This is a genomic window from Nonomuraea sp. NPDC050790, assembly GCF_044456745.1.
In the GTDB taxonomy this organism is placed as follows: Bacteria; Actinomycetota; Actinomycetes; order Streptosporangiales; family Streptosporangiaceae; genus Nonomuraea.
In genome coordinates this window covers 1,750,059-1,763,293 of sequence record NZ_JBITGF010000001.1, presented here as the reverse complement: position 1 = coordinate 1,763,293, position 13,235 = coordinate 1,750,059, and the positions used below count along the sequence as shown (strand labels likewise).

11 protein-coding genes are annotated in these 13,235 nt (G+C 71.2%); 6 read left to right on the top strand and 5 right to left on the bottom strand.

The window, feature by feature from the left end; all coding sequences use genetic code 11:
* Position 1: 1 nt before the first annotated feature.
* Positions 2–2,521, bottom strand: a complete 2,520-nt coding sequence (locus ACIBEJ_RS07905) for a PA14 domain-containing protein (protein WP_397181858.1) — start codon at positions 2,519–2,521, stop codon at positions 2–4.
* A 144-nt stretch (positions 2,522–2,665) separates the two neighbouring features.
* Here ACIBEJ_RS07905 and ACIBEJ_RS07900 point away from each other — a divergent pair, with 144 nt between their 5' ends.
* The 6 genes from ACIBEJ_RS07900 (at position 2,666) to ACIBEJ_RS07875 (ending at position 9,444) form a co-directional block, all read left to right on the top strand.
* The gene (locus ACIBEJ_RS07900; protein WP_397181857.1) at positions 2,666–3,466 is read left to right on the top strand and encodes a DeoR/GlpR family DNA-binding transcription regulator; all 801 of its coding nucleotides are present in this window, start codon (positions 2,666–2,668) and stop codon (positions 3,464–3,466) included.
* A 65-nt stretch (positions 3,467–3,531) separates the two neighbouring features.
* Positions 3,532–5,022, top strand: coding sequence for a sugar ABC transporter ATP-binding protein (locus ACIBEJ_RS07895; protein WP_397181856.1), 1,491 nt, complete (start codon positions 3,532–3,534; stop codon positions 5,020–5,022).
* Positions 5,023–5,271: 249 nt separating this feature from the next.
* Positions 5,272–6,882, top strand: a complete 1,611-nt coding sequence (locus ACIBEJ_RS07890; RefSeq protein WP_397181855.1) for an ABC-F family ATP-binding cassette domain-containing protein — start codon at positions 5,272–5,274, stop codon at positions 6,880–6,882.
* Between the two features lie 38 nt (positions 6,883–6,920).
* Positions 6,921–7,784 carry a helix-turn-helix transcriptional regulator gene (locus ACIBEJ_RS07885; protein WP_397181854.1) on the top strand — a complete coding sequence of 288 codons (864 nt, stop codon included), beginning with the start codon at positions 6,921–6,923 and terminating at the stop codon, positions 7,782–7,784.
* Between the two features lie 47 nt (positions 7,785–7,831).
* On the top strand, positions 7,832–8,602 hold the full coding sequence (locus tag ACIBEJ_RS07880; RefSeq protein ID WP_397181853.1) for a glucose 1-dehydrogenase: 771 nt from the start codon (positions 7,832–7,834) through the stop codon (positions 8,600–8,602).
* A 113-nt stretch (positions 8,603–8,715) separates the two neighbouring features.
* Positions 8,716–9,444 carry an ABC transporter permease subunit gene (locus ACIBEJ_RS07875; protein ID WP_397181852.1) on the top strand — a complete coding sequence of 243 codons (729 nt, stop codon included), beginning with the start codon at positions 8,716–8,718 and terminating at the stop codon, positions 9,442–9,444.
* Between the two features lie 206 nt (positions 9,445–9,650).
* On the opposite strand, the gene ACIBEJ_RS07870 is transcribed toward ACIBEJ_RS07875, so the two are convergent.
* From ACIBEJ_RS07870 to ACIBEJ_RS07855, 4 genes are all read right to left on the bottom strand, one after another.
* Positions 9,651–10,523, bottom strand: coding sequence for a diacylglycerol/lipid kinase family protein (locus tag ACIBEJ_RS07870; RefSeq protein ID WP_397181851.1), 873 nt, complete (start codon positions 10,521–10,523; stop codon positions 9,651–9,653).
* Between the two features lie 142 nt (positions 10,524–10,665).
* Positions 10,666–11,541, bottom strand: coding sequence for a YncE family protein (locus ACIBEJ_RS07865; RefSeq protein WP_397181850.1), 876 nt, complete (start codon positions 11,539–11,541; stop codon positions 10,666–10,668).
* Entirely contained in the window at positions 11,541–12,785 is a 1,245-nt protein-coding gene (locus tag ACIBEJ_RS07860; protein ID WP_397181849.1) for a cytochrome P450, read from the bottom strand. The genes ACIBEJ_RS07865 and ACIBEJ_RS07860 overlap by 1 nt, the downstream gene beginning before the upstream one ends.
* Positions 12,782–13,225, bottom strand: a complete 444-nt coding sequence (locus tag ACIBEJ_RS07855; protein ID WP_397181848.1) for a lasso peptide biosynthesis B2 protein — start codon at positions 13,223–13,225, stop codon at positions 12,782–12,784. Before ACIBEJ_RS07855 ends, ACIBEJ_RS07860 begins: the two co-directional genes overlap by 4 nt.
* Between the last annotated feature and the right edge of the window lie 10 nt (positions 13,226–13,235).

The following is a 13,235-nucleotide window of genomic DNA, read 5'->3' as shown; positions in this document are numbered from 1 at the left end:
CCTAGCAGGCGGGCGAGATCTCGTCGACGAGCGCCCGGTTGGCGGCCCGGACCCGGGCGAGGTCGGGCTTGATGACCGCCCGGTCGTAGGTCATGAGCCCGTTGAGCTCCACCTCCACGTCCGTGGTCTGGGTGTAGATGGCCGCGCTGAGGCCCTCGCAGGCGTGCAGCCGCCGCAGCGTCTGGTCCATCTCGACGTAGCGGGTGGTCAGGGTCTCGGCGTCGGGTTCGACGCGGTAGCCCCAGCCGCCGCCCGACCAGGTGTGGCCGATGACGAGCAGGCCGAGCCCGCCGTACTCGCCGAGGACCGAGGCCCTGGTCGCGCTCGGCGGCGAGACCGGTGCGGGGCCCGGGTACATGTGCCAGTCGATGACGTCGCCGTTGCCGCCGTCCTGGGCGCCGCAGCAGTTGACGCCGCTCTGGTTGTCGACCAGGCGCGAAGGGTCCCAGCTCTTGACCAGGTCGGCGACCCTGGCCACCTCGTACTGGCCCCAGCTCTCGTTGAACGGCACCCACATGACGATCGAGGGGCTGCCGCGATGCTGGTCGACGATGCGGCGGAACTCCGTCTCGAACTGGGCCTGGTTGGTGTTGCCCGAGGTCGAGGGCATGTCCTGCCAGACGAGCAGGCCGAGCTTGTCGGCGTGGTGGTACCAGCGGTCCGACTCGACCTTGACGTGCTTGCGCACCGCGTTGAACCCGGCCTGCTTGGTGACCTCCAGGTCGTAGCGCAGGGCCGCGTCGGTGGGGGCGGTGTAGAGGCCGTCGGGCCAGAAGCCCTGGTCGAGGGGGCCGAGCTGGAAGACGGGCCGGCCGTTCAGCAGCATCCGGGTCTTGCCGGCGACCTGGCCGAGCGAGATCTCCCGCATGCCGAAGTAGGAGCCCACGCGGTCCTGGGTCGTCGTGACCGTCAGGTCGTACAGGAAGGGGGTGTCGGGCGTCCACGGCTTGGGGTTGGGGACCGGCAGGCTCAGCTCGCCGCCCGAGCGCCCGCTGGCGCGGCCGACGACCTTCGATCCGTCGCGTGCCACCACGCTGACCCGGGTGCCGGTGAGGCCGGCGTTGACGGTCACCTTCAGCCTCTGACCCTTGAGGTCGGGCACCGCGTCGACCGACAGGATCCGGTTGCGCGGCGCGGGCTCCATCCAGACGGTCTGCCAGATGCCGGAGCTGGGCGTGTACCAGATGCCGCCCGGGGTGAGGCGCTGCTTGCCGGTGGGGTGGTTGCCCTTGTCGGTGGGGTCGAAGACGCCGACGATCAGTTCCTGGGGACCCCTGCGCGTGAGCGCGTCGGTCACGTCGACGGTGAAGCGGTCGTAGCCGCCGCGGTGGGTGGCGAGGCGCGTGCCGTTGACGTAGACGGTCGACTCCCAGTCCACGGCGTCAAGGTGGAGGATGACGCGCTCGCCGCGCCAGCCGGCGGGCACCTCGAAGGTGCGGCGGTACCACATGCGGTCCTCGGCCCTGCCGATGCCCGACAGCGCCGACTCCACGGGGAAGGGCACGGTGATGCGCTCGGCCAGGTTCCTGCCGACCGGCGGCTGCTCGCCCGCCTCGGCGGCGGCGAACTGCCACTGGCCGTTGAGGCTGCGCCAGCGCTCGCGCACGAGCTGCGGCCGAGGGTAGTCGGGCAGCGGGTTGGCCGGGTTCATGTCCTTGGCGAACTTGCTGGCCAGCAGGTACTCCGAGCGGTTGACCAGCGCGGCCCGGGGGAAGGCGGGCAGCGGCGTGCCGTCGGCGAACGTGACGCCGCCGGTGCCGTCGTAGGAGGCGCGCACGCTGTTGCCGGCCTTGAGCGGGATCTTGGCCCCCAGCTTGACCGTCAGCGTGGCGCCGGAGGAGGACACGGAGGTGATGGGCCAGGCCGAGCCGCCGGTGGTGATCTTGAAGCCGGTGGCGGCGGTGGTGGGCCTGAGTTCCTTGGCGAAGGTCAGGGTGGCGGTGTCGCCGGCCGTGCCGACCTCGGCCTGGACGGGGCCGGGCGGGTCGAAGCCCTCGGGCAGCAGGAGCGCCTGCGTGGGCACCACGGTCTTGGCCAGGTCCGGGCTCTGCCAGCGCAGCCGCAGGTTGGCGCCGCCGTAGTGCTCGAAGTACTCGACCTTGATGTCGTACGCGCGCCCGGCCTCCAGCGCGATCGGGGCGCCGATCTGCTCCACGTCCCAGATGTCGCGCCAGTTGTCGATGATCAGCCTGCCGTCGACCCAGAGGCGGAAGCCGTTGTCGCCGATCATCGAGAAGGTGTAGGTGTTCGTCGCGGGCGCCTGGATGCGGCCGGTCCACCGTACGGTGACGTTCTCGTCGCGGCCGGTCAGCTCCGCGAGGGCGGGGTTGAGGTCGGCGAAGTCGAGGTTCGGGTCGACGACGGTGGCCTTGAGCTCGCCGAAGTCGAACGTGCCCGGTCCGGTGCTCAGGTGGTAGTCGCCCTTGAGGCCATGCCGCTCCGCCTGGGCGGCCGCCGCGGGGGAGAGCGGCCACATCACGCTGAGCAGGACGGCCAGTGCTAAGGAGAGGCGTGTGATCACGGAGCTGCCTTCCGATCGAAAACGAGCGCCATCTCGACCAAAGAAAGCACTGTTCCGACACCGTGGTCAAGAAAAATCGATCAGATTCGTTCTGAAATGGTCAGAGATGGGCAGCCGATCGCCGGTCGACTATGCTCGGGCCACGTGAGCGACACGCAGAGGGAGAGCGGCAGGCCCGTGTTCGCAGCCGAGCGCCGCCAGCGGATCCTGGAGCTGGTCCGCGCCAACGGCGCGGTCTCCCTGCGCGAGCTCGCCCAGGCGGTGCGCTCGTCCGAGGTGACCGTCCGCCGCGACCTGCGCGCGCTGGAGTCCGAGGGGCTGCTCAACCGCCACCACGGCGGCGCCACCCTGCCGGGCGACTTCACCCGCGAGCCCACCCACACGCAGAAGAGCGCCGTCTCGGCCGCGCAGAAGGCCGCCATCGCCGACCTCGCCGCCTCGCTCGTGGCGGACGGCGACGCCATCGTCATCGGCCCCGGCACCACCACCCAGGAGTTCGCCCGCAGGCTGGCCAGGCACACCGACCTCGCCGTGGTCACCAACTCCCTGCTCGTCGCCCAGGCCCTCGCCGCGAGCCCGCGCATCGAGGTGGTGGTCACCGGCGGGTCGCTGCGCGGCCCGATCCTCGCCCTGGTCGGCAGCGGCGCCGAGGGCTCGCTGGCGGGCCTGCGGGTGCGCCGCGCGTTCGTCTCCGGCAACGGGCTCAGCGCCGAGCGCGGCCTGTCCACGCCGAGCCTCCAGGTGGCCGCGGTCGACCGCGCGCTGGCCGCCGCCGCCGAGGAGGTCGTCGTCCTGGCCGACCACACCAAGATCGGGCACGACACGATGGTGCAGACGATCCCGGCCGAGCGCATCGCCCATCTGGTCACCGACGACGACGCCCCCCGCGACGTGCTCGACGAACTGGCCGCCAAGGGAGTGCGGCTGCACGTTGCCCAGCTCTGACCGAATGTGACATCTTCGTTGCGAGATTGTTTCTTGTTGTGGCCACCATCGGGGTGGAGGCAACCGTGCTTCAGCTTGCAGGCGTACTCAAGACCTTCCAGGGCGTCCCGGCCCTCGACCACGTCACGCTGGCCGTGCGGCCGGGGTCGGTCCACGCCGTCATCGGCGGCAACGGGGCGGGCAAGTCCACCCTCGTCAAGGTGATCTCCGGCGTCCACCAGCCCGACGCGGGCCAGGTGCGCTGGCTCGGCGAGCCGGTCAAGTTCGCCACCCCCGCGCAGGCCAGGCAGGCCGGGATCGCCACGATCCACCAGGAGAGCGGCCTCGTCCCGACGATGAGCATCGCCCGCAACCTCTTCCTCGGCGCCGAACCGCGCGGCAGGCTCGGGCTGATCGACTTCGCGGCCATGCACGCCCGCGCCGGCGAGCTCCTCTCCCAGTACGGCCTGCGCGTCAGCACGCGCCAGCCCCTCGACTCCCTCACCCCCGGAGCCCAGCAGCTCGTCGCCCTGGCCAGAGCCGCCTGCTCGGCCGCCAAGCTGGTCATCATGGACGAGCCCGCCACGGTCTTGGAGCACGCGGAACTGGCCACCCTGCTGGCCGCCGTGACCCGCCTGCGCGAGGAGGGCAGGGCGGTCATCTACGTGACCCACCGCCTGGAGGAGCTCTACGAGATCTGCGACCGCGTCACGGTCCTGCGCGAGGGCCGCGTCGTCCACACCGGGCCGCTGGCCGGGCTCGACCGGGTCCGCCTGGTCTCGCTCATGATGGGCCGCCCCTTCCACCCGCCGGACGCGCCGCCGGAGAGCTGGCCGGTGGACGAGGTGGCCGACCGGCCCGTGCTGGAGGCCAAGGGCCTGACCCGCGCCCACGTGCTGGCCGGGGTGTCGCTGGCCGTACGCCCAGGAGAGGTCGTCGGGCTCGGCGGGCTGCTCGGCGCCGGGCGTAGCGAGACCGCCAGGGCCATCGCCGGAGCCCTGCCCGTCGAGTCGGGGCAGGTCACGGTGTCGGGGACGGCCAGCAGGAAGTGGTCCGTGCGCAGCGCCGTCAGGGCCGGGGTCGGGCTGGTGCCGGAGAACCGCACCACCGAGGGCATCGTGCCCAATCTGTCCGTACGCGACAACATCGCCCTGGCCGCACTGCCCCGCCTGTCGCACGCCGGGATCGTGGCCGACACCAGGATCGACCGGATCGTCACCACGTTCATGAAGCGCCTGGACATCAAGGCCGCTTCGCCCCGCCAGCTCGCGGGGGAGCTGTCCGGCGGCAACCAGCAGAAGGTGCTGCTGGCCAGGTGGCTGGCCATGCAGCCCAAGGTCCTGCTGCTGGACGAGCCCAGCAGGGGAGTGGACCAGGCCAGCAAGCGGCAGATCCAGGCGCTCCTGGACGAGCTGGCCGTCGACGGCCTGGCGATCCTGCTGATCTCCTCGGACGTGGGCGAGCTCGTCGACAACTGCGACTCCGTCGTGGTGCTGCGCGACGGCGCCATCACCCACCAGCTCAGCGGGCCGGAGGTGACCGAGGACCGCCTGCTGGCCGCGCTCGCGGACGGCTGAGATCTTTGGACGTGCGGGTGGTTCCCGCACGACGAGCCGCCCGCCATCGGTGAGGTATGGTGTGAAACGCTGCTGATCGCGACAGAGGAGACCAGACGTGGCAGGTGACGACGACATCTCCGGGTGATACCGGAGACTGAGCGGCCCCGGCAGGCGTGTATGACCGCCGCCGATGTGGCCCATGTCGTCGTTTCCCGATATTTCCGGGCGGCTCCGGCACGCCCGGATCGTATGCCTACGAGGTCTCACATGTCCGATGCGTTCATCATCTGTTCCAACCTGTCCTTCTCCTGGCCGGACGACACGCCGGTCTTCGACGACCTGTCGTTCAGCGTGGGCGGCGGCCGTACCGGGCTCGTCGCCCCGAACGGCGCGGGCAAGAGCACGCTGCTCAAGCTGATCGCCGGCGAGTACCAGCCGCGTGGCGGCAGCGTCTCCGTCCAGGGCGTCCTCGGCTACCTGCCGCAGAGCCTGCCGCTGGCCGCCGGGCTGAGCGTGGCCGAGGTGCTCGGCATCGCGCCCGTGATCGCCGCCCTGGACGCCATCGAGGCGGGCGACGCGAGCGAGGAGCACTTCACCACGATCGGCAACGACTGGGACATCGAGGAGCGCACCCGCGCGCAACTCGACCGGCTCGGGCTCGGCGAGCTGGCCTTCGACCGGCGGCTGGCCACGCTGAGCGGCGGCCAGATCGTCTCGCTGGGCCTGGCCGCGCAGTTGCTCAGGCGGCCCGACGTGCTGCTGCTCGACGAGCCGACCAACAACCTCGACCGCGGCGCCCGCGACCGGCTCAACGACGTGCTCGGCGACTGGAACGGCTGCCTGCTCGTCGTCAGCCACGACCGAGACCTGCTCGAACGCATGGACCGCATCGCCGAGTTGGACCGGGGCGAGGTCCGCTTCTACGGCGGCGGCTACACCGCCTACGAGGAGGCGGTGCGCACCGAGCAGGAGGCCGCCGAGCGGACCGTGCGCAGCGCCGAGCAGGAGCTCAAGCGGGAGAAGCGGGAGATGCAGCAGGCGCGCGAGCGGGCCGAGCGCAGGGCGAGCAACGCCGCCCGCAACCTCAAGAACGCCGGGCTGCCGCGCATCTTCGCCGGGAACATGAAACGGGGCGCGCAGGAGTCGGCCGGGCGGGCGGGACAGATGCACGCCTCCCGGGTCAGCGACGCCAAGGCCCGGCTCGACGAGGCGGGGCGGGCGTTGCGCGAGGAGCAGCGGATCGTGCTGCACCTGCCGGACACGAGCGTGCCGGCCGGCCGTACCGTCTTCCTCGGTGAAGGGCTGCGGGCGCGCGACCTGTTCGCCGAGCCGGGCCTGGACCTGACCATCCGCGGGCCCGAGCGAATCGCGCTGACCGGGCCCAACGGCGTCGGGAAGTCGACCCTGCTGCGCATGATCAGCGGGGATCTGGAGCCCGGTGGCGGGGTCGCGAGGCGGGCCGAGGGGCGGGTGGCGTACCTGTCGCAGCGGCTGGACCTGCTCGACGAGGAGCGGAGCGTCGCGGAGAACCTGGCCGCGTTCGCGCCCGCCATGCCGGCGGCCGATCGCATGAACCTGCTGGCCCGCTTCCTGTTCCGGGGCGCGCGGGCCCACCTGCCTGTCGGGGTGCTCTCGGGTGGTGAACGGCTGCGCGCCACGCTGGCCTGCGTGCTGTGCGCGGAGCCGGCGCCCCAGTTGTTGCTGCTGGACGAGCCGACCAACAACCTCGACCTGGTGAGCGTGGGGCAGTTGGAGAGCGCGCTGGCGGCGTACGAGGGGGCGTTCGTGGTGGTCAGCCACGACGAGCGCTTCCTGACCGAGATCAAGGTGGAGCGGCGGCTGGAGCTGGTGGACGGGCGGTTGCTCGACAGCCGTTGATCTACATTGTAAAGGACGTCTGCCGGATATGATGCCATATGACCAGTGAGACCCCCGCCACCAAGCAGCAGCGGCGCGAGCAGCTCCGCGCCTTCCTGCGCTCGCGCCGGGCGCGGATCACGCCCGGCGACGTGGGCATGGCGGTCGCCGGCCGGCGCAGGACGCCCGGGCTGCGGCGCGAAGAGGTCGCCGTGCTGGCCGGGGTCGGCGTGTCCTGGTACACGTGGCTTGAGCAGGGACGCGACATCAACGTCTCGGGCGAGGTGCTCGACGCGATCGGCGGCGCGCTGCGCCTGAGCGAGCCGGAGCGCGCGCACCTCTACCTGCTGGCCGGGCTCAACCCGCCGCGCCCGAGCGCGGACCGGGGCGGCGCGGTCACCCCGGAGCTGCGCCGCCTGCTGGAGGCGTGGATGCCGCGCCCGGCGATGCTGCGCGACCGCTACTGGAACCTGCTCCTGGTCAACGACGCGGCCCGCGAGCTGTTCGGCTACGACGACGCCGACCGCAACTGCCTGCTCACGTTCTTCACCAGCCCCCGCTACCGCGCGATGCAGCTCGAATGGGAGTCGGCCGCGCCCGCCGTGGTGGCCGCCTACCGGGCCTGTGTCGCGCACGACCCCGGCGACCCGGGGTTCGCGAAGGTCGTGGACGAGCTGAGCGCCCTGAGCGAGGAGTTCGCCGAGCTGTGGTCCCGCCATGACGTCAGCGCCCAGGCCCAGACCGTCAAGGCGGTACGCCATCCCGAGGCCGGCGAGCTGGTCTTCGACACGACGCCCCTGGCCGTGGTCGACCATCCCGACTGGTACCTGGAGCTGTTCAACCCCCGGCCCGGCACCGGGACCGCCGAGCGCCTGGACCGCCTCGCGGCGCCGAAGCTGAGGGTGGTGGTGGGAGACCCCTGATAACCGCGCACTGTCTCCCGCAAGCGGCGCCCGGCACGCTGGGACCCATGACGAACAACGTTTCCCGTTTTCAGGACAAGGTCGCGCTGGTCACCGGCGGCACGAGCGGCATGGGGCTCGCGGCCGCGCGCAGGCTGCTTTCGGAAGGCGCGCGGGTGGTCATCACCGGCCGCGACAAGGTACGGCTGGACGCCGCCGTCGAGTCGCTGGGCGGCGGCGAGCGGGTGCTCGCGGTGCGGGGGGACGCGGCGAGCCTGGCTGATCTGGACGTGCTGATGGAGACGATCCGGGGCAGGTTCGGGGGATTGGACGTGGTCTTCGCCAATGCGGGCGTGGCCTCGTTCGGGCCGGGCGGCGAGGTGACCGAGGCCGAGTTCGACCGGGTGGTGGACATCAACTACAAGGGCGTGTTCTTCACCCTGCAGAAGGCGCTCCCGCTGCTGGCCGACCACGGGTCGATCGTGATCAACGCCTCGTGGACGCTGCACCGGGGCCTGCCGGGGGCGTCCCTGTACTCCTCGACGAAGGCCGCCGTGCACAATCTGGCGCACACGTTGGCTGCTGAGCTGGGGTCGAGGAGGATCCGGGTCAACTCCGTCAGCCCGGGGTACATCGAGACGCCGATGTTCCACGACAACGTCTCGGCCGAGGCTCAGGACACGGTGGTGGCCGAGGTGGTGGCTGGGCGGTTCGGGACCGCTGACGACGTGGCGGGAGCGGTGGCGTTCCTGGCCTCGGACGAGGCTTCCTACGTCAACGGCCAGGATCTGATCATCGACGGTGGGCTGGTGGCGGCCATTCCGGGCGAGATGCTGTAGCGCGCGCCAGGCCAGGTCAGACCAGGAGGCTAGGACCAGGCTCCCACCCCGCGGGCCGCGCGATCCTGCCCAGGCAGGACGAAATCCGGGGGCCGCACCGGAATGCTGGAACCATGATCGACGTTCTGCGGTCCGAATGGACCAAGATCCGCTCGGTGCGTTCGACGGTGTGGACCCTGGCGGTCACCGGCGCGCTGATGCTGGGCTTCTCCGCGCTCATCAACCTCACCGCCGAGGACATGCCCAACGGCCCGTCGGTGATCTCGGCCAGCCTGACCGGGGTGCTGTTCGCCTCGCTGGCCATGGCCACGCTCGGTGTGCTGGTGATCTCCGGCGAGTACCGCACCGGAAGCATCCGCACCTCCCTCATGGCCGTGCCACGACGGGTGACGCTGCTGACCGGGAAGATCGTGGCATTCACGGCGGTCTCGCTGGCCGTATGCACGGCGGCGGCAGCCGGTGCGATCGGCGTAGGCGTGGTGATCATCCAGCCATCGTCTCTTGCGGCAGGCGAGATCATCCGCGCCACGTTGGGCGCCGGCCTCTACCTGACCGCCTGCGGGCTGTTCGGCCTGGGCCTGGGCTCCCTGATCAGACACACACCAGGCGCCATCGTGTCAGCCATCGCACTGATCATGGTCCTGCCGGCCCTGACAAACCAACTGCCCGGCTCATGGGGCAGAACCGTGTCGGAGTTCTTCACCACGAACGCCGGACTGCTACTCGTCTCCGGCCAGAGCAGCACGACCCTGGGCCCGTGGAGCGGCTTCGCGGTCTACCTGGTGTGGGTGGCGGTGGCCGTGGTGGCCGGAGCCCTGCTGATGAACCACCGCGACGCATAGCCCGGGATCCGTGTGATGTCCCGCCATGCATAGCGCAGGTGTCGCGCTGACGAGTCGCCCAGATCCCGTTGCGGCGGGCGCCCGGCTGATGAGGCGCTCGGTGATGCGCCGCGCCGATCGCGCGAGGTGACGCGTGGCGCTGGAGCTGTGTGATCAGGAGCCGCCCCGACGCGTAGCGCGCACTGATGGGTGGTGGTAAGGGAAGGTCAGGGGACGCAGATGGTGATGGCGCCGGGGAGGATTTCGGCCTTGAGCTTGTCGGCGCGGTCGCGTGCGCCGCCGTCCAGCTCGTAGGTGCGGGGTTCGGCCAAGCGGATCTTGACCTTTTTGGCACGTGTTATGCGGACGAACGGGGATTCGTCGGAGCGGCCTGTGGCCATGCGTCCGAGCAGCCGTCCCCATTCCAGGCGGCTCTTGGCCGTGGCGACGCCCACCTCGAGCCAGCCGTCGTCGGGCTTGGCGTCGTCGAACGCCTCTATGCCGCCGGTGATCGTGCCGACGTTGCCCAGGAGGACGCATCCGGCCTCGCCGGAGAACCACTTCACGCCGTCCACCGTGATGCGGGTGTCGGTGGTGACGTCACCGGCGTGCCGCAGACCGGTCCAGATGTAGGCGAACCTGCCCAGGCGCCGCTTGAGGCTGCCGTCGACGTCGGCGGCCATCTCGGCGTCGAAGCCGACTCCGGCCATGATGGCGAAGTGCTCGCCGTTGATGCGTCCGAGGTCGAGGGGCTTGCGGCGGCCCTCGAAGCCGATCCGGACGGCTTCTTCGAGGTCTTCGGGGATGTCGAGGTTGCGGGCGAGGAGGTTGGCGGTGCCCGCGGGCACGATCGCCAGCACGGCGTCGGTTCCCGCCAGGGCGTCGACACACCGTTGTACGGTGCCGTCGCCACCCCAGACGAAAATGAGCTCGGCCCCTTCCTTCAGGGCTTTGCGGGCCTGGTCGGGCGCCTTCTTGCTCTTGGGCACCTCGTACCAGAGCAGTTCGCCGACGTCCCGGTCGGTGATCCGGCGGCGCAACTCGTCCAGACCTCCGCCGAGGGTCTTCTTGCGGTGGGCGATGACCGCGACCTTTCGCATGATGGTCGGCTGCCCTGTGAGGGGCCGGTGAATCATCCGCTTCGCAGCGCGTGCCCAACGCAGCGAAGGTCGCGTGGCCGATGGGGATGCCGATCGGGTCCTGCGCCCTGGTTTGTGCCGCGTATCTGGGGTGTGGACGCGGTTATGGGAGGGCGTACAGGCCCGCTGGGCTGTGGAGGGGGACGGTGGTGATGACGCGGTCGGCGCGGGTGTCGATGACGGAGATGTCGTTGCTCAGGCGGTTGGCGACGTAGACGAGAGTGCCGGTGGGGGAGACGGCCAGGGATTCGGGGGCGGTTCCGACGGGGATGCGGGCCACGGTGCTGCGGGTGGAGGTGTCTATGGCCAGGATTCGGTGGCTGTAGTAGTGGGAGATGTAGACGCGGTCGGCGGTGGGGGAGGCGGCGATGCCGAAGGGGCCGGATTCCACGGGGAGGGTGGCCTGGGGGGTCAGGGTGGCGGCGTCTATGACCGCTATCTCGTTGTTGGTTCCGGGGGTGTTGGTGCCGGTGCTGGTGACGTAGACGTGGGCGCCGTCTCGGGTGACCGCCACGCCGTTGGGGTGGCGGCCGGAGGGGATGGTGGCGATCACCTGGTTCGTGGTGGTGTCGATGACGGACAGGTCGTGGCTTTCGAAGTTGGTGACGTACAGCCGGGCGCCGCAGGGGGACAGCGCCGGGCAGGCGGCGTTGCGGCCCACGGGGATGGTGGTGATCACCACGTGTTCGCGCAGGTCGATGACGGTGACGTTGTGGCTCTGGTAGTTGGTGACGTACGCGCGCTCGCCGCGGGCGCTGATGACGATGCCGCCTGGGCTGGTTCCCACGGGGATGCGCCGGATGCCCTCGCCCAGGGCGATGAGGGCGTGGCCGGTGAAGTCCGTGACGTACACGCCGCTCGTGGTGGCGGCGACGGCGAACGGGCTGCCGCCCACCTTGACGGTCGCGGACACGGTGTGCGTGATCGGGTCGATGACGGCCACGGTGCCGGTTTCGGGGCTGGCCGCGTAGACGGGCATCAGGGGTGCCAGGTGATGGGGAGGCTGGTGACGCCCTGCAGGGACAGTGCGGGTTTGATCGGTAGCCGGTCTTCCGGTACGGCAAGCCGTGGCTCGGGCAGGCGGGTGAGCAGCACGGTCAGGGCGATCTCCACCTGGGCACGGGCCAGGGCGTGGCCCAGGCACTGGTGTACGCCGTGGCTGAAGGCGAGGTGCCTGCCGGGTGGGCGTAGGAGATCGAGGCGGTCGGGGTCGGGGAAGGCGGCGGCGTCGCGGTTGGCGGCGGCCAGCAGGACGATGACGCCGTCGCCTGCCGAGATCGTCTGGCCGTTCACGGGGACGTCGGCGAGCGCGACCCGGGGGATGGTGTCGGCGACGGTGAGGTAGCGCAGCAGCTCGTCGACCGCACCGGCCATGGTGCCGGGTTCGTGCGCGGGCCCAGGACCGCGGATGTGCTCCGTCTCGGACTCCGCGCGCAGGGTGGCGAGCTGGGCGGGGTGGGCCAGCAGCGTCAGGACGGCCAGGGCCAGCGTGTTGGCGGTGGTCTCGAGTCCGGCCATGATCAGCATCGAGCACGTCTCCAGGGCCTGCCGCTCGCTCAGTTCGCCCGCCTTCACCCTGGCGGCCAGCCCGGACAGCAGGTCGTCGGCAGGTTCAGCCGTCTTGAGGTGGAGCAGGCGGGTGATGAGTTCGTCGATCGCGAGCATGGGTGAGGGGGCGTTCGCCGCTCGGCCCGCGGGCCAGGTGAGCCATGCGCGGAACGCGTCGCGGTCCGGCGCGGGGATGCCGAAGACCTCGCACAGGGCCAGCACGGGCAGCGGGATCGCCAGGGAAGTCACCAGGTCCGCGGGCGGGCCCTTCTGGACGATCTTCGCGACCAGGTCCTCGGTGACGGCCCGCAGGTACGGCCGCAGCGCCCGGACCCTGCGCACGCTGAAGTAGGGGATGACCATGCGCCGGTGCTCGGCATGTTCGGGGTCGTCCATCTCGACGAACGTGAGCGACTGCCTCCTCAGCTCGGGATCGTGCCTGGGCACGCCGGGCGGCAGGGCGAGTTCGGGATGGGTGGGGTGCAGGGCGTCGGAGGAGATCCGGGGGTCGGACAGCAGGGCGCGGGCGCAGGAGTAGCCGGTGACCGCCCAGACGGCCGAGCCGTCGCGCAGCCGTACCCTGGCCATCGGGCCCTGCTCGCGCAGGGTCGCGTAGCCCGGCGGCGGCTGGTACGGGCAGGCGCGCGGCATGGGCAGTTCGGGCAGGTCGTTCACGTCGGGCCGTCCTTCTCCCGCGCGGGCGGGACCTGGAGGAGGACGCGGTGGTAGCCGGGCGGCGTGGGTTCGCCGACCTCCCGGCCCTCGGCCGTCACCCAGGCGTGGGCGCCGAAGGGCGGCAGCGTCCGTACGCCCGCGCACCAGGTGGGCCAGGTCCCGCCCATCCGGCACAGCAGGGCGGTGGCGATCGAACGTGCCAGGCAGCCCTGCGGGCTGGCGCAGGCCAGGCTGGTCCCGGTGACGACGGCCCGCGCGCGCGACGCCTGCTCGAACCCGGCGGGCCGCGCTCGCCTGCTGAGCGTGGTGAGGATGGCGGCGATGGACTTGGGCGGCCGCCTGGCCAGGACGCGGGCCGCGGCCACAGCGACGCGGGCGGCCCATCGCTCCCGCCTGCGGAACGCCTCGGGGGCCAGTGCCATCGTGGGATCGAAGCTCACGCCGCCACCG

Excerpts from the sequence above, each read along its gene's own strand:
- ACIBEJ_RS07890 (WP_397181855.1), top strand. The coding sequence starts at position 5,272 with ATGTCCGATGCGTTCATCATCTGTTCCAACCTGTCCTTCTCCTGGCCG.
- ACIBEJ_RS07885 (WP_397181854.1), top strand. The coding sequence starts at position 6,921 with ATGACCAGTGAGACCCCCGCCACCAAGCAGCAGCGGCGCGAGCAGCTC.
- ACIBEJ_RS07880 (WP_397181853.1), top strand. The coding sequence starts at position 7,832 with ATGACGAACAACGTTTCCCGTTTTCAGGACAAGGTCGCGCTGGTCACC.
- ACIBEJ_RS07875 (WP_397181852.1), top strand. The coding sequence starts at position 8,716 with ATGATCGACGTTCTGCGGTCCGAATGGACCAAGATCCGCTCGGTGCGT.
- ACIBEJ_RS07870 (WP_397181851.1), bottom strand. The coding sequence starts at position 10,523 with ATGCGAAAGGTCGCGGTCATCGCCCACCGCAAGAAGACCCTCGGCGGA.
- ACIBEJ_RS07865 (WP_397181850.1), bottom strand. The coding sequence starts at position 11,541 with ATGCCCGTCTACGCGGCCAGCCCCGAAACCGGCACCGTGGCCGTCATC.